19 protein-coding genes, 2 tRNA genes and 1 riboswitch are annotated in these 19,156 nt (G+C 65.1%); of the genes, 20 read left to right on the top strand and 1 reads right to left on the bottom strand.

The window, feature by feature from the left end; translation table 11 throughout:
* The first annotated feature begins 37 nt into the window (after nt 1-37).
* Nucleotides 38-135: riboswitch (TPP riboswitch) on the top strand.
* From thiD to J7I79_RS17670, 19 genes are all read left to right on the top strand, one after another.
* Nucleotides 118-1,710 (top strand): bifunctional hydroxymethylpyrimidine kinase/phosphomethylpyrimidine kinase, encoded by a 1,593-nt coding sequence (thiD, locus tag J7I79_RS17760; RefSeq protein ID WP_214955414.1) that lies wholly within the window; start codon nt 118-120, stop codon nt 1,708-1,710. Its footprint overlaps the riboswitch before it by 18 nt.
* A 323-nt stretch (nt 1,711-2,033) precedes the next feature.
* Nucleotides 2,034-2,342 carry a 50S ribosomal protein L21 gene (gene rplU, locus J7I79_RS17755; protein ID WP_011692233.1) on the top strand — a complete coding sequence of 103 codons (309 nt, stop codon included), beginning with the start codon at nt 2,034-2,036 and terminating at the stop codon, nt 2,340-2,342.
* Between the two features lie 61 nt (nt 2,343-2,403).
* Entirely contained in the window at nt 2,404-2,667 is a 264-nt protein-coding gene (gene rpmA / locus J7I79_RS17750) for a 50S ribosomal protein L27 (RefSeq protein ID WP_009372867.1), read from the top strand.
* A gap of 118 nt (nt 2,668-2,785) precedes the next feature.
* Complete coding sequence (gene obgE, locus J7I79_RS17745; RefSeq protein ID WP_214955413.1) at nt 2,786-4,375, top strand: GTPase ObgE; 1,590 nt, start codon at nt 2,786-2,788, stop codon at nt 4,373-4,375.
* A complete protein-coding gene (gene proB / locus J7I79_RS17740; RefSeq protein WP_251042954.1) occupies nt 4,365-5,537 on the top strand; it encodes a glutamate 5-kinase in 1,173 nt (390 codons plus the stop codon). The genes obgE and proB overlap by 11 nt, the downstream gene beginning before the upstream one ends.
* Before the next feature lie 26 nt (nt 5,538-5,563).
* On the top strand, nt 5,564-6,913 hold the full coding sequence (locus J7I79_RS17735; RefSeq protein WP_214955411.1) for a glutamate-5-semialdehyde dehydrogenase: 1,350 nt from the start codon (nt 5,564-5,566) through the stop codon (nt 6,911-6,913).
* 80 nt (nt 6,914-6,993) lie between these two features.
* Entirely contained in the window at nt 6,994-7,218 is a 225-nt protein-coding gene (locus J7I79_RS17730; protein WP_214955410.1) for a hypothetical protein, read from the top strand.
* 55 nt (nt 7,219-7,273) lie between these two features.
* Nucleotides 7,274-7,891: a nicotinate-nucleotide adenylyltransferase gene (gene nadD, locus J7I79_RS17725; protein WP_214955409.1), complete on the top strand. Its 618-nt coding sequence runs from the start codon at nt 7,274-7,276 to the stop codon at nt 7,889-7,891.
* A gap of 7 nt (nt 7,892-7,898) precedes the next feature.
* Nucleotides 7,899-9,287, top strand: a complete 1,389-nt coding sequence (locus tag J7I79_RS17720) for a hypothetical protein (RefSeq protein ID WP_214955408.1) — start codon at nt 7,899-7,901, stop codon at nt 9,285-9,287.
* 105 nt (nt 9,288-9,392) lie between these two features.
* A complete protein-coding gene (gene rsfS, locus J7I79_RS17715; protein WP_104173103.1) occupies nt 9,393-9,794 on the top strand; it encodes a ribosome silencing factor in 402 nt (133 codons plus the stop codon).
* 139 nt (nt 9,795-9,933) lie between these two features.
* Nucleotides 9,934-10,006, top strand: a tRNA-Ala gene (locus tag J7I79_RS17710).
* 187 nt (nt 10,007-10,193) lie between these two features.
* Nucleotides 10,194-10,269: transfer RNA gene (locus J7I79_RS17705), tRNA-Ala, on the top strand.
* Nucleotides 10,270-10,360: 91 nt separating this feature from the next.
* Nucleotides 10,361-10,711 carry a zinc ribbon domain-containing protein YjdM gene (locus J7I79_RS17700; RefSeq protein WP_214955407.1) on the top strand — a complete coding sequence of 117 codons (351 nt, stop codon included), beginning with the start codon at nt 10,361-10,363 and terminating at the stop codon, nt 10,709-10,711.
* A 56-nt stretch (nt 10,712-10,767) separates the two neighbouring features.
* Entirely contained in the window at nt 10,768-11,877 is a 1,110-nt protein-coding gene (locus J7I79_RS17695) for an NAD(P)-binding domain-containing protein (RefSeq protein ID WP_214955406.1), read from the top strand.
* Between the two features lie 79 nt (nt 11,878-11,956).
* Nucleotides 11,957-13,099, top strand: a complete 1,143-nt coding sequence (locus J7I79_RS17690; RefSeq protein WP_396020210.1) for a class I SAM-dependent methyltransferase — start codon at nt 11,957-11,959, stop codon at nt 13,097-13,099.
* Between the two features lie 204 nt (nt 13,100-13,303).
* Entirely contained in the window at nt 13,304-14,506 is a 1,203-nt protein-coding gene (locus tag J7I79_RS17685; protein WP_214955405.1) for an ROK family transcriptional regulator, read from the top strand.
* A gap of 116 nt (nt 14,507-14,622) precedes the next feature.
* On the top strand, nt 14,623-16,023 hold the full coding sequence (locus J7I79_RS17680; protein ID WP_251042953.1) for an extracellular solute-binding protein: 1,401 nt from the start codon (nt 14,623-14,625) through the stop codon (nt 16,021-16,023).
* Between the two features lie 3 nt (nt 16,024-16,026).
* Nucleotides 16,027-16,908 carry a carbohydrate ABC transporter permease gene (locus J7I79_RS17675; RefSeq protein WP_214955404.1) on the top strand — a complete coding sequence of 294 codons (882 nt, stop codon included), beginning with the start codon at nt 16,027-16,029 and terminating at the stop codon, nt 16,906-16,908.
* Nucleotides 16,905-17,780 carry a carbohydrate ABC transporter permease gene (locus J7I79_RS17670; protein ID WP_214955403.1) on the top strand — a complete coding sequence of 292 codons (876 nt, stop codon included), beginning with the start codon at nt 16,905-16,907 and terminating at the stop codon, nt 17,778-17,780. Before J7I79_RS17675 ends, J7I79_RS17670 begins: the two co-directional genes overlap by 4 nt.
* Nucleotides 17,781-17,789: 9 nt before the next feature.
* Here the strand turns inward: J7I79_RS17670 and J7I79_RS17665 are convergent, their stop codons facing one another.
* On the bottom strand, nt 17,790-17,987 hold the full coding sequence (locus tag J7I79_RS17665) for a hypothetical protein (protein WP_251042952.1): 198 nt from the start codon (nt 17,985-17,987) through the stop codon (nt 17,790-17,792).
* A gap of 134 nt (nt 17,988-18,121) precedes the next feature.
* Here J7I79_RS17665 and J7I79_RS17660 point away from each other — a divergent pair, with 134 nt between their 5' ends.
* Nucleotides 18,122-19,156 (top strand): MoxR family ATPase, encoded by a 1,035-nt coding sequence (locus J7I79_RS17660; protein ID WP_251042951.1) that lies wholly within the window; start codon nt 18,122-18,124, stop codon nt 19,154-19,156.

Genomic DNA, 19,156 nt, shown 5'->3' with positions numbered 1-19,156 from the left:
TACCTGCGAGTCCGTTAAAGGAAAACAGCTAGGCTGGGGGACTGACACGGGGTGCCGCGCACAGGGCCGGCTGAGATCCACACCCGTTGAACCTGTCCGGCTAGCACCGGCGAAGGGATGTCTCCTTTGTCTTCATCATTCCTGCCCACCCCCGCCTCCACAACGGGGGCCGGATCCACCCTGGACGCCGCCCTGCGCGCAACCCCGCGGGTGCTGGCCATCGCCGGATCGGACCCGTCCGGAGGGGCGGGGATCCAGGCGGACCTCAAGAGCATTGCCGCCAACGGCGGTTACGGCATGGCTGCCATTACCGCCCTGACGGCACAGAACACCCACGGCGTCCGGGCCGTCCACGTTCCCCCGGCGGACTTCCTGACCGCCCAGCTTGAGGCCATCAGCGAAGACATCAGCATCGACGCCGTCAAGATCGGCATGCTGGGTGACTCCGCGGTGATTGCCGCCGTCCGCAGCTGGCTGGTAAAGGCCCGTCCCGCCGTCGTGGTCCTGGACCCTGTTATGGTGGCCACCAGCGGGGACCGGCTCCTGCAGGAGGCCGCCGAAGCGGAACTCCGTGAACTCCTGCCACTGGCCGACCTGATTACGCCGAACCTCGCAGAACTTGCGATACTCCTCAACGAGCCCCTCGCGGGCGACCGGGAGGCGGCACTGGCCCAGGGCAAACGGCTTGCCGCCCAGGCCGGCACCACCGTGCTGGTTAAGGGCGGACATCTCGACGGCGGGGAATGCCCCGACGCGCTCGTCAACACCGAAGGGCTGCTGGCCCACGATGTTGTGGTGGTCGACGGCGGCCGGATCGCCACCCGGAACAGCCACGGGACCGGTTGCTCCCTGTCGTCGGCCATGGCCACCGTGCAGGCAAGGCTGGGGGACTGGGAGTCGTCCTTGCGGGCAGTGAAGCCGTGGCTGCAGGGGGCGCTCCGGGAGTCCGGAGTGCTGGACGTGGGAACGGGCAACGGCCCGGTCCACCACTTCCACCATCTGGTGCCCAGGGGCCAGGACGTTCCGGCGGAAGGCCAGTTCGCTGCAGTACTCCGGCAGGACGCAGGACCGGACCTGGATGCCATCTACGGGCTGGACTTCATCCGCGCACTGGCCGACGGTTCCCTCACGGAACGCCACTTTGCCTATTACCTTGCCCAGGACGCCATCTACCTGAACGGCTACTCCAGGGTGCTGTCCCGTGCTGCCGCGATCGCCCCCACCGAGGCCGAGCAACTGTTCTGGGCACGGTCGGCACAGCAATGCCTCGAAGTCGAGTCCGAACTGCACCGGACGTGGCTGAGTACCCGGACTGTGGACTCCGGACTGGGGCCGGTGACCAAGTCCTACGTGGACCACCTGCTGGCCTCGTCTGTTTCCGGTAGCTACGGAGTGCTCGTGGCAGCGGTACTCCCGTGCTTCTGGCTGTATGCCGAAGTGGGGGCCACGCTGCACGGGCAGTTCCTGGCCGCCGGATCGCCGTCCGGCCACCCGTATGCCGAATGGCTGCGGACGTACGCGGACGAGGAGTTCGCCGCCGCCACCCGGCAGGCGGTGCGGATCACCGACGACGCCGCCCGGGCCGCCTCGGAAACGGAACGGGAGGCCATGCGGCTGGCTTTCCGGCAGTCCTGCCGGTACGAGGTGGAGTTCTTCGACGCGCCGCGCCTGCACGCTGAACCGGAAAGCCTTCCAAAGCCGGTAGGATAGTGGGGCACGGTTCCGGAAGTCGTTGCAGTGGCAGGCCGTAAAACACGGAGTGTCGCCTATCACGTACTACCACCGGAGCCAGCCTCATTTGCGGCCGAAGGCAAAATTAGCGTATTCTAGATCTTCGGTGCTTACGCCAACACTTGGGTTATGACCCCGGATAAGACTGTTTGGAATTACAAGCGGAATTGTTCGTGGGATAACTCATGGGTTCCCCCGGGGAATCCACCGGCGTTGAGGCACAGCGTGAGCCAGGCCAAACAATTGGACCCAGGTTCCGCACGCAAATCTAGTAATAAACGTCGAGAGAAGTGAGTTCCCCAGTGGTGTACGCGATTGTCCGCGCAGGCGGCCGCCAAGAGAAGGTTTCCGTTGGAGACTTCGTTACCCTGAACCGCGTCCCCGGTGGAGCCGGCAGCACCATTGAGTTGCCCGCACTGCTCCTGGTAGATGGTGACAAAGTCACGTCTGCCGCTGCGGACCTGGCCAAGGTAACGGTTACGGCTGAGATCCTTCAGGACCTTCGTGGTCCGAAGATCGTCATCCAGAAGTTCAAGAACAAGACCGGGTACAAGAAGCGCCAGGGTCACCGTCAGGAACTGACCAAGGTCAAGATCACCGGTATCAAGTAACCTTCCGTTACTTTTCAGGTTTTCAGCAGATTCCCCAGAATTTTTAAGGCAGGCATTTCAAATGGCACATAAAAAAGGCGCGAGTTCCACTCGCAACGGTCGTGACTCCAACGCCCAGTACCTCGGCGTCAAGCGCTTCGGCGGCCAGGTAGTTTCCGCAGGCGAGATCATCGTCCGCCAGCGTGGCACCCACTTCCACCCGGGTGCAGGCGTTGGCCGTGGCGGCGACGACACCCTGTTCGCACTGACCCCGGGCGCTGTCGAATTCGGCACCCGCCGCGGACGTCGAGTCGTGAACATCGTTGCTGCTGCAGCTGCAGAGTAACAACAAGATCTGAACCGGTGGAGCGGGCCATGATGGCCCGCTCCACTGTTCTTTTAACCGCATTACAATCAATTTGGGCGTCCAAGAGACGGTCAGGTTATGCACAGAGGAGATTCACGTGGCGAGCTTTGTAGACCGGGTAGTACTGCACGTATCCGGCGGTACCGGCGGTCACGGCTGTGTCTCCGTCCACCGCGAAAAGTTCAAGCCCCTGGGCGGTCCCGACGGCGGTAACGGCGGCGACGGCGGCGACGTCATCCTGCGCGTTGACGCCCAGACCACCACACTGCTGGACTACCACCACGCACCCCACCGCCACGCCACCAACGGCGGACCCGGCATGGGCGACTGGCGCGGCGGCAAAAACGGCGAAACGCTGATCCTTCCCGTTCCGGAAGGAACCGTAGTCAAGACCAAGGACGGCCGTGTGCTGGCCGACCTCGTCGGCGAAGGCACCGAGTTCATCGCGGCCGCCGGCGGCCCGGGCGGTTTGGGCAACGCCGCGCTTTCCTCGCAGAAGCGCCGCGCCCCGGGCTTCGCCCTGCTCGGCATCGAAGGCGAATCCAGCGACATAGTCCTGGAACTGAAGTCCATTGCGGACATCGCCCTCGTGGGCTTCCCGTCCGCGGGCAAGTCGAGCCTCATCGCCGCCATGTCCGCGGCACGCCCCAAAATTGCCGATTACCCCTTCACCACCCTGATCCCCAACCTGGGCGTGGTGCAGGCCGGGGAGATCCGCTTCACCATCGCCGACGTCCCCGGACTTATCGAAGGGGCCAGCGAAGGCAAGGGCCTGGGCCACCACTTCCTGCGCCACGTAGAGCGCTGCGCAGCTTTGGTCCACGTTTTGGACTGCGGTACGTTGGAATCCGAGCGCGATCCGCTTTCGGACCTCGCCATCATCGAAGCCGAACTCGAGAAGTACGCGGTTGACATGAGCTTCGCCGGCTCCGACGGCGAGGTTGTCCCGCTGAACCACCGTCCCCGGCTGGTGGCGCTGAACAAGGTCGACCTGCCTGACGGCAAGGACATGGCCGAATTCGTCCGGCCCGAGCTTGAATCCCGCGGCTACCGTGTGTTCGAGATTTCCGCGACGAGCCACGAAGGCCTGCGGCAGTTGGGCTTCGCCATGGCAGAGATCGTCAAGGCCGCCCGGGACGCCGTGGCTGCCACGCCGCCCAAGGTGCACGCACCCGTCCTGCGCCCCAGGGCAGTCAACGAAGCCGGCTTCAAGATCCGCCGCGAAGAGAAGAACCTCGAGCCGCTGTTCCGCGTGTTGGGCGACAAGCCCGTCCGCTGGGTCAAGCAGACCGACTTCACCAACGAGGAAGCCATTGGCTACCTCGCGGACCGCCTGGCCAAACTGGGCGTCGAAAACGAGCTGTTCAAGCAGGGCGCCGTACCCGGCGACACCGTAGTGATCGGTGAAGACGACGGCGTGGTGTTCGACTGGGAGCCCACCATGATGGCCGGCGCCGAGCTGCTCGCCGCTCCGCGTGGCACCGACGTCCGCTTTGCCGACATCGGCGACCGCCCCACCCGCGGACAAAAGCGCGACGAACAGCAGGAGCGCCGCGACGCCAAGGCTGCGGCCCGGGCCGAGCTTGAAGCCGAGCGCAAAGCCGGCATCTGGACTGAATCAGTCAGCGGGCGCCGTGCCGCACGGCCGCTCAAAGAAAGCGGACTGACCACCGAGAATGAGGAGTGAACCCCCACACGTGACCGATAATTCCGCAATTGTCATCGAGGAACCCAGGACCGACGACCGCCGTGTGCTCGCGAGGGCCCGCCGCATCGTAGTTAAGGTCGGATCATCGTCGCTCACCAGCATCAAGGGTGGGATCTCAGAAGAGGCGCTGATCGAGCTGTCGGATGCGCTGGCCGCGAAGAGCAACGCAGGCACGGAGATCATCCTTGTTTCCTCCGGCGCCATCTCTGCCGGCCTGGCACCGCTGGGCCTCGTGAAGCGCCCGCGGGACCTTGCCACCCAGCAGGCCGCCGCAAGCGTCGGGCAGGGGCTGCTGATGGCCCGCTACACCCATGCCTTCGCAGCGCACGGCGTGACGGTGAGCCAGGTGCTGCTGACCGCGGATGACCTCATGCGGCGCAGTCACCACATGAACGCCTTCCGCGCGCTGAACCGGCTCCTGAACCTGGGCGTTGTGCCCGTGGTCAACGAGAACGACACCGTGGCCACGCACAAGATCCGCTTCGGCGACAACGACCGGCTCTCCGCCCTGGTGGCGCACCTGGTCCGCGCGGATGCCCTGCTGCTGCTCTCCGACGTCGACTCCCTCTACGACGGCCCGCCGTCGAAGGGGGCCAAGCGGATTCCGCAGGTGGATGGCCCGCAGGACCTTGAAGGCGTCAACATCGGCAAGCCCGGCAAAGCGGGAGTCGGAACCGGCGGAATGCAGACCAAGGTCGAGGCCGCCACCATGGCCGCCGATTCGGGAATCCCCGCCCTGGTCACTTCCACCGCCAATGCCGCGGCGGCCCTAAACGGCGAGGACGTCGGAACCTGGTTCTCGGTCAACAGCGGACGCAAGTCGGTGCGCATGATGTGGCTCGCCCACCTTGCCCATGTGCAGGGCCGGCTGATCCTCGACGACGGTGCTGTCACGGCCGTACAGGACAATCACACGTCGCTGCTGCCTGCTGGTATTACGGCTGTTGAAGGGACCTTTGAATCCGGTGACGCCGTGGAAATGCTGTCACCCGACGGTACCGTCATCGCCCGGGGCCTGGTCAACTACTCCTCCGACGAACTGCCGCAAATGCTGGGCCGTTCCACGGTGGAGCTGGGGGAGTCCCTGGGCCGGGGCTTCGACCGTGAAGTTGTTCACGTTGATGACCTGGTTCTGGTCTAACGGGCTGACTCCCTTAGACTTGAATGATGACTGAGGCACTGATTCACCAAGCCGCTGAGAAATCCAACGACTCCACGGAGGTATCTCCCACGCCGGAAAATGCCCAGCTGTCGCCGGCTGACGTCGAGGCCGCCGTACATTCCATCGCCGACCGGTCCCGCCACGCTGCCCGCAGCATGGCGCGCGCAAACCGTGCCTGGAAGGATAAGGGCCTCCGCGCCATCGGCAAGGCCCTGCTCGACAGCAGGACCCAAATCCTCGCCGCCAACGCCAAGGATGTAGAGGCCGGCCGTGCCAACGGAACCACCGCCGCGCTGCTTGACCGCCTGACCCTGAATGACACGCGGATCGAGGCCCTGTCCGCCGCACTGGAGAACCTTGCCGGCCTGCCGGACCCGGTAGGAAACGTGGTCCGCGGCCAGACGCTGCCCAACGGCCTGCGCCTGCGCCAGGTCAACGTTCCCATGGGCGTGGTTGCCGCAATTTACGAGGCACGTCCCAACGTGACAGTGGACATCGCCGGGCTGGCGCTGAAGAGCGGCAACGCGGTGATCCTGCGGGGCGGCACCGCCGCGGCAGCCACCAACGAGGCCCTCATCAGGGTCCTCCGCGACGCACTCGCTTCGGTTGGCCTGCCGGCAGACGCCGTCCAGACCGTTGACCAGTTCGGCCGTGAAGGAGCCAACGTCCTGATGCGGGCACGTGGCAGGGTGGACGTCCTGATTCCCCGCGGCGGCAGGGACCTGATCCAGACTGTCGTCAACAATTCGTCCGTACCGGTCATCGAGACCGGCGAGGGCAACGTCCATATCTTCATAGACGAATCTGCCAGTGAAGAAATGGCGGTGGACATCCTCCTCAACGCCAAGACCCAGCGGCCCAGCGTCTGCAACACGGTGGAGACCCTCCTGGTGCACTCCGGGTCAACCGTCCTTCCCGCCGTCGCCGCGGCACTTCGGAAGGCCGGAGTCACCCTGCATGCCGACGCCCGCGTACGCGCCGCGTTGCCCGCGTCCGTGGAAACCGTTCCCGCCACCGATGAGGACTGGGCCACCGAGTACATGGACCTGGACCTTGCCGTTGCCATGGTGGACAACCTCGACGAGGCAGTGAAGCACATCCGCAGCTGGTCGACCGGCCACACTGAGGCCATCATCACCAACGACCTGGCAAACGCGGAACGCTTCATTTCCGAAATCGACTCAGCGGCGGTCATCGTCAACGCCTCCACCAGGTTCACGGACGGCGGCGAACTGGGGTTGGGCGCCGAGGTGGGCATTTCCACCCAGAAGCTCCACGCGCGCGGCCCCATGGGGCTGACCGAACTGACTACCACCAAGTGGATAGTCCAGGGCGAGGGCCAGATCCGCAGCTAGCAACGCTGTAACATGGAACAGAACTCCGGAACGGCGGGAAGTACCGCCGTCGTCATTGTGTGAACTCTTTAGGGGAGAAAATGCTGCTGCAGCAGGTTGGCGCGTCCGTCGCCGAACATGAAGAACTGGCTCCGCTGTGGGCCGAACCGTGGGTCTTCGGTGTATCGATCTTTACGATCATGCTCATCCTGATGTTCGTGACGCTGTCCTACAGCAACCTGGGTAACCGGCACGAAGCCGTCGAGGAGCACTCGGACCCGCACCGCCAGCACCCGAACAAGCACGATCACGGCCAAGGCCACTAACATCACTACCGTCCTGAAGCGGCGCGGCGCCAAGCGCCGCCTGCGTTTGGGTGTGATGGGTGGCACATTTGATCCCATTCATCACGGCCACCTTGTCGCGGCCAGCGAAGTTGCGGCGAAGTTCGGCCTCGACGAGGTGGTATTTGTCCCCACCGGCCAGCCGTGGCAAAAAACGCACAAGCAGGTCAGCGAGCCCGAGCACCGTTATCTCATGACGGTGATCGCCACAGCCTCCAATCCGCGTTTTACGGTCAGCCGTGTGGATGTGGACCGTCCCGGTCCGACGTACACCATCGACACCCTGAGGGACCTGCGTACACAACGGCCGGATGCGGACCTTTTCTTCATCACGGGCGCGGATGCCATGGCGCAGATCCTGTCCTGGAAGAACATCGACGAACTGTGGTCGCTGGCGCATTTTGTCGGTGTGACCCGTCCGGGGCATGTCCTTGACGGGATGGGCCGGAAGGACGTCAGCCTGCTGGAAGTGCCCGCCATGGCGATCTCTTCCACGGATTGCAGGGCCCGGGTCGCGGCGGGCAACCCTGTCTGGTACCTCGTGCCCGACGGGGTGGTCCAGTATATTGCGAAATACGGCCTGTACGCCGGGCATCCCGACCCGGACAGCAGCGCTGCACTTACCGAGTTACACGAACCAGCCAGTACCGAGTGAGTTTTAGATGAGCCAGGAACAGCCTCCCCTCCGCAGCCGTCGTGAATTGCGACAGGCCAGAGATGAGCGCGCGGAATCACGCCAGGATGCGGGGCCTTCGGCTCCGCGTCCGGTTCCCCCTGCCTCAAAAGTGCCCGGCAACGTGACACCGGCTTCCGCTCGTGGCGATGCCCCGAACAAACCCGGTCCGGCGACGCCCCCCGCGCCGCCGACGCAGTCCGCGCCAGGGGCACGGCGCGGCGAAAACGGTTCGGATGCCGGAACCGGCCGAATCCGGCGCGTGGCACCCGGCCCGGTGGATTCGGTCCGGCCGTCGACCGGATCCGAGCGCTCCTCACAGAGCAGGGCACGGGACCGTGCAGCCCTGCGCACCATCAAGGAACTGGCAGAGAAGGAAGAACGGCTGTCCGGCGGCGGTCCGCCGACGCGCCGCCAGCTCCGCCTCCAGCAGCTTCAAGCCGAGGCGGCACCGGCCACGGCTGCCAACCCCATCGTTCCGCCTGCCCGCACGTCCGCCCAGCGGACCGTTCAGCCGGCCCGGCCGGCGCAGGCATCGCCGCAAGCCGAAACCCCTCCGGCCGGACAGCAACAGTCCGGGCCGCCGCAGGTCAACGCGCCGCAGGCCAAAGCTCCGCTGGCCAACCCGGACAGCCAGCTTCCTGATGGAATGACCGTTGAGCAGGCTCTCGCGGCACGTTCCCTCCTCGCCGAACAGGCCAGGAACCAGATCGCCAAGATGGAGCACATCGCGGCGAACGATCCTGAAGCTGTGGACCCGGGAATCCTCGCCGAACAGATCGCCCTGGCCGAGCGCGCCGCTGTCCTGAACAAGCGGGCCATGGCCAAGCAGAAGCTGGCCGAGCAGGCCAGCCAGCCCGCGCATCCGAAGACCGAGCCGTCAGCCGTCAGCAACCTTGCGATGGTGACGCCACTGGAGTTCGAGAAGGTCCCGGGGATTGACCGTCCGGTGATGAAGAAGCCCGCCACCTCCTATGTGCCGGTAGTCACCAACCCCGGCCCCAGGTTGCAGCCGCCAACTACCAAGGGATCGCGCAAATCCGGGCCGTCGAGGCAGCGGAATGCCAGGCCGGTAACGGGCCGGGCCGGCGTGCTTGCGCGCGCCGAAGCAGCAGCGCAGGCAGCAACTGATCCTGCGGCAGCGCAGATTGCAGCGTCGGCGTCCGGCGAGCCCTGGGCCGCCGAATCCGGCGAGAATTTCGTAGACAGGCCACGTGTGCCCGCCAACGCTGCCTACGGCCTTGAACCCCTGGACGCGGTCACTGCCGGCCTGGGCAGGGCGCACCGTGTCCGTCTGCTGCAGTTGGGCGTCCTCGCTTTGGGGATCGTTGCGCTGATTGCCGGCGTCACCATGATCATCAGCGGCCTGGCGCCCTGATCCAAACGTCCCGGCGCGTCGCCAACGCTGCTGTTCTCCCTCATACGAGGTAGACACCACTGGCGTCGGAACATATATAGCTTTTAAACCACTACAAGGAGTCCCGTGACTGCAACCCAAACATCCATCGCCACAGCCCGCGTAGCAGCGCGCGCTGCCGCGGACAAGATAGCCCAGGACATAGTTGCCCTGGACGTCAGTGAGCGGCTTGCCCTTGCCGATGTTTTCCTGATCGCCTCGGCGCCCAGTGAGCGCCAGGTCAACGCCATCGTTGACGGCATCGAAGAGGAACTGGGCAAGCAGGACCTGCGTCCTGTTCGCCGCGAGGGCCGCTCCGGCGGACGCTGGGTCCTGCTGGACTACTCCGACGTCGTCATTCACGTCCAGCACGAGGAAGACCGCGTTTTTTACGCCCTTGAGCGCCTGTGGAAGGACTGCCCCGTCGTGGACCTCCAGCTCGGCGACGACACGTCGGCCAAGGCGGCTGTCTCCTCAGACAGCGAATAAGCGGAACCTGCCGCCCGAATATGCCCGATTTGGAATTTTCGGAACGGCTGTTCTAAGATATTTGAGTTGCTTCGGAGAGATCCGGACGAAGAGCCGGGCCCGGCAGTGAAAGCTGAAGGCGCCGGAGCAATGAAAATTCGGGGCTGTGGCGCAGCTGGTAGCGCACCTGCATGGCATGCAGGGGGTCAGGGGTTCGAGTCCCCTCAGCTCCACCGAACGGTCCGCCGGAATCGAAAGATTCCGGCGGACTTTTTTGTTTTCAATTGCCACCCGTGCCGGTACGGAGGGTGAGTCGGGGCGCCGGTCGCCAAAGGCCTCCGCCGAATTGGCGTCTTACACGATTGTGGTTTAAGATAATCAAGTTGCTTACGGAGATCGATCCGAAAGAAACAAGAGTTTGGGGCTGTGGCGCAGCTGGTAGCGCACCTGCATGGCATGCAGGGGGTCAGGGGTTCGAGTCCCCTCAGCTCCACCAGATTCACACAGCGGAAGCCGCCCGATCGGGCGGCTTCCGCTGTTTAAGCAGCGCGGCCTTTGGCCGAAGTACGGTCGACTAAAATGAGACCGTGAACGACCCCCTTCCCCCTTGCCCTGTATGCTCCAGCGAGTACACATATGAGATGGGTGCGCTGCTGGTCTGCCCGGAGTGCGCCCACGAGTGGTCCGCCGTGGCCGCGGAACCTGTAGCTCTCGCGGAAGCGGTGATCAAGGACGCGGTAGGCAATGTGCTCGCCGACGGTGACACGGTGACCGTGATCAAAGACCTCAAGATCAAGGGAAGCTCCACCGTTATCAAAGTGGGGACGAAAGTGCGCGGCATCCGGCTGATGGACGGCGTCGGAGACCACGACATCGACTGCAAAGTGGACGGGGTCGGACCCATGCAGCTCAAGTCAAGTGTGGTCAAGAAGGTCTAGGGCGGGGATCGGAAATCGCTGACGCCCAGGAGACGGAACTGCAGACCGCGGATGTAGTGGTGATCGGTGCCGGCCAGGCCGGCCTATCAGCTGCCTATCACCTGCAGCGGCGTGGCTTTCTGCCAGCTCCCGCCCCGGAGGAAGCACCCCGTTCGTATGTTGTGCTGGACGCCGAAGCCGGGCCAGGCGGCGCATGGCGCCACCGCTGGCAGAGCCTCCGGATGGCCACCGTGAACGGGATCAGCGACCTGCCAGGCATTCCCAAGCCGGAGGTTGACCCGGCCGAACCCAGTTCAGGCTTTCTCTCACGCTATTTCGGGGACTACGAGGACGGACTCGGCCTGAATATCGTGCGGCCGGTGAAAGTCCGCTCCGTATCCCGCGAGGACAACCACCCTTCGGGGCGGCTAAGGATCGAAACTTCGGCCGGAAGTTGGTCGGCGCGGGCAGTCATCAACGCCACCGGCACCTGGACCAGGCCGTTTTGGCCCATTTACCCGGGGCAGTCCACGTTCCGGGGGAGGCAGCTACACGTGGCCGACTACGTGGCTGCCGAGGAGTTCCGCGGGCAGCACGTGATTGTGGTGGGCGGCGGTATTTCCGCCGTCGGCCTGCTTGACGAAATATCCCAGGTGACTGCCACAAGCTGGTTCACCCGCCGGGAGCCGGTATGGCGCGACGCCGAATTTGACCAGAAAGCGGGACACGACGCCGTCGCCCTCGTTGAAGAGCGTGTACGGCAGGGACTGCCTCCACAGAGCGTGGTTTCCGTAACCGGACTGATCTGGACCCCCTCCCTGCGGGCCGCCGAAGCGCGGGGCGCCCTGGACCGGCGCCCGATGTTTACGGAAATCGAACCCCGTGGAGTCCGGCTGGCTGACGGGGGCTTCCTGGCGGCGGATGTCATACTTTGGGCCACCGGATTCCGGGCCGAGCTGGAACACTTGGCCCCGCTGCACCTCCGCGGTTCCGGCGGCGGAATCGCCATGAACGGAACCCAGGTGGCAGCAGAGAAACGCGTTCACCTTGTCGGCTACGGGCCGTCGTCGTCCACCATCGGCGCCAACCGCGCCGGCCGGGCGGCTGTGGCCGGCATCCTGGGGATGCTTGGCAGCAGCGACGGGGCAGGGGTGCCGCCGGCCGCGGACGGGGCCGTTTCACGGTAGGTTTACTGGGTAGCTTTTCGCCCGGTGAATCTTCCCGGTGAGCGGATCGACGATGGACAGAGAAGGCGGCAGTTTGCACGTGGCGGAAAACAGCTTGGACTCAGTCCTCTCGGGCCTGCGCCGGTACCCCGATGTTGAAGCCCCGAACCTGCAGGCCTGGGACGCAACCGACAGGCTCCTGCTCGAAACAGCGTCGGAACTGCTGACCCCGGAAAGTCGCGTAGCGGTGGTCGGAGACCGCTATGGAGCCCTCACCTTGGGGGCGCTGGCCACCTGCGGCGTCAGGAACGTCCGGGCCCACCAGGACCTCATCACGGGGGAGCGGGCCCTCCGGAATAATGCCGCGGCCCTCAACATCGACGCCGGTGTTGACCAGCGACCGCTCGATGCGGCCCTGTTCGACGGCGCCGACGTCGTGTTGCTGCAGCTGCCCAAAACGCTCGCGGAGCTGGAGGAAGTGGCCGACGCCGTAGCCCGCTACGCGGCACCGCACACGGTCTTGCTGGCGGGCGGCCGGATCAAGCACATGAGCCTGGGCATGAACACCGTCCTGCTACGCCACTTCAACGACGTCCAGCCGCAGCTGGCCCGGCAGAAATCAAGGGTCCTCATCGCCCGGGACCCCAGGCCTGTGACCGGTCCGCCGCCGTTTCCGGTCGCTGACACCAACAGCGAGCTGGGCCTCACGGTCTGTGCGCGCGGTGCGGTGTTCGCCGGCACCAAGCTCGATATCGGGACACGGTTCCTGCTGAGGTTCCTGCCCGACTTGCCGTCGGCCGAGTGCGTGGTGGATTTGGGGTGCGGGACCGGCATATTGGCCGCCATGTATGCCAAGAGCCATCCGGGCTCCAAGGTCACTGCCACGGACCAGTCGGCGGCCGCCGTCGACTCCGCCCGGGCAACTTCGGAGGCCAACGGACTGGAGGGCCGGATCACTGTCCTCCAGGACGACGCCATGGATTCGCTGCCGGACGGAAGTGCCGGGCTCATTCTGTTGAATCCGCCCTTTCACCTGGGCGCCAGCGTCCATGCCGGAGCGGGGCTCAAGATGTTCCGTGCCGCCGGAAGGGTACTGGCACCGGGCGGGGAACTCTGGACCGTGTACAACAGCCACCTGCAGTATTTGCCGGCCCTGGAACGGTTCGTCGGCCCCACCCGCGTCGCGGGCCGGAACGCCAAGTTCACGGTTGCGGTCAGCACCGCGCGCACGCCGCTCCCATAACGCTGCCGGCGCGCGGATGCGGGCCGGCAGAAGGTCCGCCACAGCGTGGAAACCGCCGTGCCAGAAGTCAGCGTGTGAGCGTACCGCCACGACCGCAGGTAACGTACGATTCAAGCATCAGTAGTGCATAACCGAAGAAGTTTAGGGGAATCCGTGACTGAGATCCGCACGCCATCGCCGAGGCGCGGAACAAATTTGCCCCGCATGGGGGACTTCAATCTCACGGTGATTCTGGACGCCATCCGGCGGTCCTCCGGCGGCCTCAGCCGGGTGGAACTCGCCCAGATCGTTGGCCTTTCCCCGCAGACGATTTCCAATATTTCCCGGCGCCTGCTCGACCAGAACCTGATCGTCGAAGCCGGCAAGGAAGGGAGCGGACCCGGCAAGCCGCGCACCATCCTCAGGCTGAACCCTGCGGGAATGTACGCCGTTGGCGTGCACCTCGATCCTGCCGTCACCACCTTCGTGGTGCTCGACCTTGTGGGGGCCGTCGTCAGGCATTCACGGATCAATACCCCCGGCGCCAGCGACCCCGACGGGATCATCGCCACCATTGCCGCCGAGATCAAGGACCTTGTGGCCGCTTCCGGCGTCGACCCGGACAAGATTGCCGGTCTCGGCGTGGCAGCTCCGGGCCCTATCAACCTGGAAGAGGGCACAGTTGTGGATCCGCCGCTGTTGCTCGGCTGGGACCGCGTGCCGTTGCGCGACGCCCTGGCGGAGGCCACCGGCCTGTCCACCCTGGTGGACAAGGACGTCACCAGCGCCGCGGTCGCCGAAACCTGGGCGGGCGGTCCCAGCGGCTCGGGCAGTTTCGTTTTTATGTACATGGGCACAGGCATCGGTTGCGGTATCGTCCTGAACGACGAAGTGGTGCGCGGCACCTCGGGGAATGCCGGCGAAATAGGGCACATCATTGTGGACCCGGACGGCGCGCCCTGCGACTGCGGACTGAGGGGATGCGTGAAGTCGTCGTGCATTCCGCAGGTCCTGGTGGCGCAGGCCGAAGCGGCCGGCGTCCTGGAAGTTGAGCGCCACCCCTCCGGCGCCCCGGCGGTCCAGGAGAGCTTCGCGAAACTGTGTGAGGCAGCCGACGCCGGCAACAGCAAGGCCGGGGAGATTATTGACCGGTCCGCCGTCCTCGTGGCCCGGGCCGTCGCCGTCGTCACCAACACCCTTGACGTCGAGCGGGTGGTGTTCGGAGGCCCGTTCTGGACTCTTCTCTCGCAGAGGTACCTGGACCGCGTTCCGCAGCTGCTGGCGGAGAACAGCGCGGCCCGCCAGATCCATGGGGTCGAAGTTGTCGGCACTGGCGTGGGAGAGGACGTAGGAGCCGTCGGCGCGGCCTGCCTGGTGCTCGAGCATACGCTGGCCCCGCGGGCACAGCGGCTTCTGCTGGAAGGCTGAGCCTGGCCCGAGCTGCGGTGTCAGTGGGCAGCACTAACCTGAAATTGCATATCGGTTAAAGGCTGGGGCCAGCTGGAGGTTATTGGGGGCTGCAGCCGCTCGAAGATTGGAGCGTCATGCACCGCCCTGCCAAAATAGATCCTGCCAAAAAAGGCCCCGCCAAAGTGGGTGCTGCCAAATTAGTGGTCGCGCTGTTGTCAGCGGCCGCCCTGCTGGCAACGGCGGCGTGTTCCGCGCAACAGCCGGCCGCCGAAAACCGGACCCTGAAAATCGTCTACCAAAAAACCGATTCGTTTTCCGCCCTCGACACCTTGTTCAAGGACGCCAAGAAGGACTTCGAAGCCGCCAACCAGGGGACCACCGTTGAGCTGCAGCCCATCGAGGCCAATGACGACGACTACGGCACCAAGCTTGCGCTGGCCCTGAGGTCGGCAGAGACCGCCCCGGACGTCTTTTACGAGGACACGTTCAAAGTGAGGTCCGACGTCGACGCCGGATACCTCCTGAAACTGGACAGCTACCTCGAGAAGTGGGACGACTGGAAGACATTCAACGAAGCCGCCAAAGCTGCCGGCACCGGAGACGACGGCGGCATCTACGCCGTGCCCCTCGGAACCGACACCCGGGCCATCTGGTACAACAAGAAGGTCCTGCAGAAGGCCGGCATTGCCGTTCCATGGCAGCCCCGGTCTTGGGACGACATCCTCGATGCTGCACGCAAAATGAAAGCTGCGGACCCGGAACTCGTCCCGTTCAACATGTACGCCGGCAAAGCAACCGGTGAAGGCACTGTGATGCAGAGCTTCTACGAGCTGCTCTACGGTACGGACGCCGAACTGTACGACCAGCAGGAGAAGAAATGGGTGGTCGGTTCGCAGGGATTCACGGATTCGCTGGCGTTCCTGAAAACCCTCTACGACGAGAAACTGGCTGTCGCGCCGGCGGAGGCGCTTGATGCCAACGTCTGGAAGAAGGTCTTCGGCGAATGGCTGCCGCAGGGCAAGATGGGGGCCACGGTGGAAGGGTCCTACACGCCGTCGTTCTGGCAAAAGGGCGGCAGCTACGAGTGGGCCGGCTACACGGAGGACATGGGCGTTGCCAGGTTCCCCACGCAGCGGGGCCAGGAACCGGGCGGCGTCAGCATGTCCGGCGGCTGGACCCTGGCCGTCGGGGCGGACTCCAAGAATCCGGACCTGGCGTTCAAGTTCCTCACCGAGGCCATGAACAAGAAGAACTCGTTGTCGTTTACCGTGGCCAGTTCCCAGATCGCTGTCCGCACGGACGTGGCCTCCGAACCCGACTACCTGGCGGCCAACCCGTTCGTGAAGGACGTGTCAGAGCTGGTCTCCGTCACCCACTACCGGCCCGCCACCGCCGACTATCCGCGGATCTCGGCCGCGGTGCAGGTAGCGACCGAAGCCGTGATCACCGGCACCCTCTCGCCGCAGGAGGCGGCCGAGCAGTACGACAAGACAGTCAGGGACCAGGTGGGTGAAGCCAAGGTCCTGCAGAAGTAGCGCATGCCTGCACGAAAATCCGTCCGGCGGCAGCTCCGGCTGCTGCCGGTTGTGCCGTCCGTCCTGCTGATCCTCCTTTTCCTGGCGGCGCCCGTCCTGTGGTCCTTCCACGCGTCCTTCACCAACGCGGCCCTGACCGGGCGCAACGCCAGGAATCCGGCCTGGACCGGCCTCGAGAATTACACGCGCCTGCTCAGCGACGCCGCGTTCCCCGCCTCGGTGGTCCTGACGATGGTTTTCGTCGTAGCGTCCGCGATTGTGGGCCAGAACCTGCTGGGACTCCTCATTGCCGGACTGATGGCGCGCGCCCGGAAAACTGTGTCCGCCGTGGTGGGAACAGCCGTGGTGGCGGCCTGGGTGCTTCCCGAGATTGTTGCGGCCTTCGCCGCCTACGCCTATTTCAGCAGGGACGGGACCCTGAACCAGCTGCTGGGCGGTGCGGGCCTGGCCGGTGCCGACTGGCTGTATGCCTTCCCCATGGTGGCCGTGGTGCTGGCCAACATCTGGCGGGGCACCGCGTTCTCCATGCTGGTGTACCGGGCGGCCCTTGCCGACGTGCCGCGTGACATCTCGGAGGCCGCCCTTATGGACGGGGCGGCGGGCTGGCAGCGCCTGCTGTTCATCACGCTGCCGCTGATCAGGTCGAGCATCGCCACCAACCTGATGCTCGTCACGCTGCAGACCCTGGCCGTCTTCACCCTGATCTGGGTGATGACGGCCGGCGGACCGTCCAACGCCAGCACCACCCTGCCGGTCCTCGCCTACCAGGAAGCGTTCAAGTTCGGCGACATCGGCTACGGCACAGCCATCGCCTCGGTGCTCATTGTCCTCGGCCTGGTGTTCGGGATCGCCTACGTCCGGCTGCTCAAGGGGGACAGGAGATGACGACGGCGGAACGGGCCGCCCGGCGGGCAACGCCCGGGGGCGTGACCTCGCCGGGGCGGCGCTCCGCCCGCACCCCGGCAGACGCTGCCCTGCTGCTGATCGGTGCCTGCTTCGTGTTGCCGTTGCTGTGGCTGGTTTTCGCCTCGCTGGACACCAAGGCCGGGTACCAGACACAGCTGCCGGCCAGTGCCTCGCTCACCAACTTCGCGGCCGTGCTCACTCCGGAGCTTCTGATCAGGCCCCTCTGGAACAGCCTGCTGCTCTCCGGCGGGACGGCAACGGTTACCCTGGTGGCGGCTGTGCTGGCGGCGTACCCGCTTTCCCGATTCGAGTCCAGGTTCAACCGGCCGTTCCTGTATTCAATCCTGTGCGGCACCTGCCTGCCGGTGACGGCCATCATGGTGCCGGTCTATGGCCTGTTCGTCCAGCTGCGGCTGCTGGATTCCATGCCGGCCACGGTTTTCTTCATGGCGGCAACCGCCCTGCCCATGGCCATCTGGATGACCAAGAATTTCATGGATACGGTGCCTGTTTCGCTGGAGGAAGCCGCCTGGGTGGACGGCGCGTCCGGGCTCACGGCGCTGCGCACAGTGGTGCTGCCGCTCATGCGCCAGGGCCTGGGGGTGGTGTTCATCTTCGTTTTCATCCAGACCTGGGGCAACTTCTTTGTGCCCTTCGTGCTGCTGCTGTCCCCGTCCAAGCAACCCGCGTCCGTTTCGATCTTCAGCTTCTTCGGACAGCACGGCGCCATCGCCTACGGCCAACTGGCCGCATTTTCCATCCTCTATTCGGTACCCGTCCTGGTCCTCTACGTACTGGTGGCGCGCGGGGCCAGCGGATCGTTTGCGCTGTCCGGGGCGATGAAGGGCTGAGCCTCCCCGTCAGTCGATGTCTTCGATGACAGTTCCGAACGGAATCGTGTCGTCAAGGTGCGCCTGGTGGCCGTGGGGCAGGTTGAGGACCCGGACACCGTGCGACTTTTCCGCTGCGGATTGCATGAGGATCGGCCGGACGGTGTTGATGAAACTCTCGCTCTTGCCGGCGAGATACTCCTGGTAACTGGCTGGAAGCTGAATCATCCCATCAGGATAGTACCGCCGGGCCCGCATGGGGAGGGCTCCCCATTGTGGAAACTGCCGGCCACGGCTTGGATAGTATGGCCGGTGGCGGACGCTTGCGACCGCCGGCAACCTGGCAGCAGCAGCGGCAGGTCATGAACAGCAACCAGGGGGACTCTTCAGTGCTTCAGACTACGGCCGCCGTCCGGATCGAAGCGGCGGAACTGGCCCGGGCACAACAGGTCATGGCCAACATCTCGCGCAGCTTCGACGCGAAGGTCGTGGGGCAGGCCAGGCTCCGTGAATCACTGCTGGTGGGGCTCATGACGGGCGGCCACATCCTGCTGGAAAGCGTCCCCGGGCTGGCGAAGACCACCGCAGCGCAGACCGTGGCGGACGCCGTCAGCGCAGAGTTCCGCAGGATCCAGTGCACGCCGGACCTGTTGCCCAGCGACATCGTCGGCACGCAGATCTACGACGCGGCCAAGGGGACATTCGTCACCCAACTGGGTCCGGTCCACGCCAACATCGTGCTGCTGGATGAGATCAACCGCTCCAGCGCCAAAACGCAGAGCGCCATGCTCGAAGCGATGCAGGAGCGGCAGACGTCCATCGGGGGAGTGGTGCACCGCCTGCCGACGCCGTTCCTGGTGCTGGCCACCCAGAACCCCATCGAGCAGGAGGGAACGTACCTCCTGCCCGAGGCCCAGATGGACCGCTTTATGCTCAAAGACGTCCTGGACTACCCCACACCGGCCGAAGAGGCCGAAATCATCCGCAGGATCGATTCCGGCGTCTTCACCGACGAACAGCGCCCTGCCGCCGCCGCGTCGCTTGACGCGGTCTCGGAAGTGCAGGAACTGGTCAAGCGCGTCTACATCGACCCGGCGATTGTCAGGTACATCGTGGGGCTGGTGTTCGTCACCCGCAACGCCGCCCAGTACATCGACGCCCGCCTGGCTGGTTTCATCGAATTCGGTGCCAGCCCCCGCGCCAGTATTGCCTTCAGCCAGGCCGCCCGCGCAGTCGCCCTCCTGAACGGCCGCGACCACGTGATCCCCGAGGACGTGAAGTCACTGGCCCACCGCGTGCTCCGGCACAGGATCATCCTTGGTTTCGAGGCGGTGGCGGAGCAGGTTCCCGTCGAGATCGTCATCGATGCCATCGTGGCGTCCGTCCAGACCCCCTGA

Source organism: Arthrobacter sp. ISL-69 (genome assembly GCF_018613775.1).
Taxonomy (GTDB): Bacteria; Actinomycetota; Actinomycetes; order Actinomycetales; family Micrococcaceae; genus Arthrobacter.
Note: the sequence above shows the minus strand (reverse complement) of the source record. Positions and strands in the feature narration are given on the sequence as shown.

Bases quoted from the DNA above. Each gene is read 5' to 3' on its own strand.
- J7I79_RS17720 (WP_214955408.1), top strand. From the start codon at position 7,899: ATGAGCCAGGAACAGCCTCCCCTCCGCAGCCGTCGTGAATTGCGACAG.
- J7I79_RS17685 (WP_214955405.1), top strand. From the start codon at position 13,304: ATGGGGGACTTCAATCTCACGGTGATTCTGGACGCCATCCGGCGGTCC.
- J7I79_RS17665 (WP_251042952.1), bottom strand. From the start codon at position 17,987: ATGATTCAGCTTCCAGCCAGTTACCAGGAGTATCTCGCCGGCAAGAGC.
- nadD (WP_214955409.1), top strand. From the start codon at position 7,274: ATGGGTGGCACATTTGATCCCATTCATCACGGCCACCTTGTCGCGGCC.
- proB (WP_251042954.1), top strand. From the start codon at position 4,365: ATGAGGAGTGAACCCCCACACGTGACCGATAATTCCGCAATTGTCATC.
- J7I79_RS17680 (WP_251042953.1), top strand. From the start codon at position 14,623: ATGCACCGCCCTGCCAAAATAGATCCTGCCAAAAAAGGCCCCGCCAAA.
- thiD (WP_214955414.1), top strand. From the start codon at position 118: ATGTCTCCTTTGTCTTCATCATTCCTGCCCACCCCCGCCTCCACAACG.
- J7I79_RS17735 (WP_214955411.1), top strand. From the start codon at position 5,564: ATGACTGAGGCACTGATTCACCAAGCCGCTGAGAAATCCAACGACTCC.
- J7I79_RS17660 (WP_251042951.1), top strand. From the start codon at position 18,122: ATGAACAGCAACCAGGGGGACTCTTCAGTGCTTCAGACTACGGCCGCC.
- J7I79_RS17675 (WP_214955404.1), top strand. From the start codon at position 16,027: ATGCCTGCACGAAAATCCGTCCGGCGGCAGCTCCGGCTGCTGCCGGTT.
- J7I79_RS17670 (WP_214955403.1), top strand. From the start codon at position 16,905: ATGACGACGGCGGAACGGGCCGCCCGGCGGGCAACGCCCGGGGGCGTG.
- J7I79_RS17730 (WP_214955410.1), top strand. From the start codon at position 6,994: ATGCTGCTGCAGCAGGTTGGCGCGTCCGTCGCCGAACATGAAGAACTG.
- rpmA (WP_009372867.1), top strand. From the start codon at position 2,404: ATGGCACATAAAAAAGGCGCGAGTTCCACTCGCAACGGTCGTGACTCC.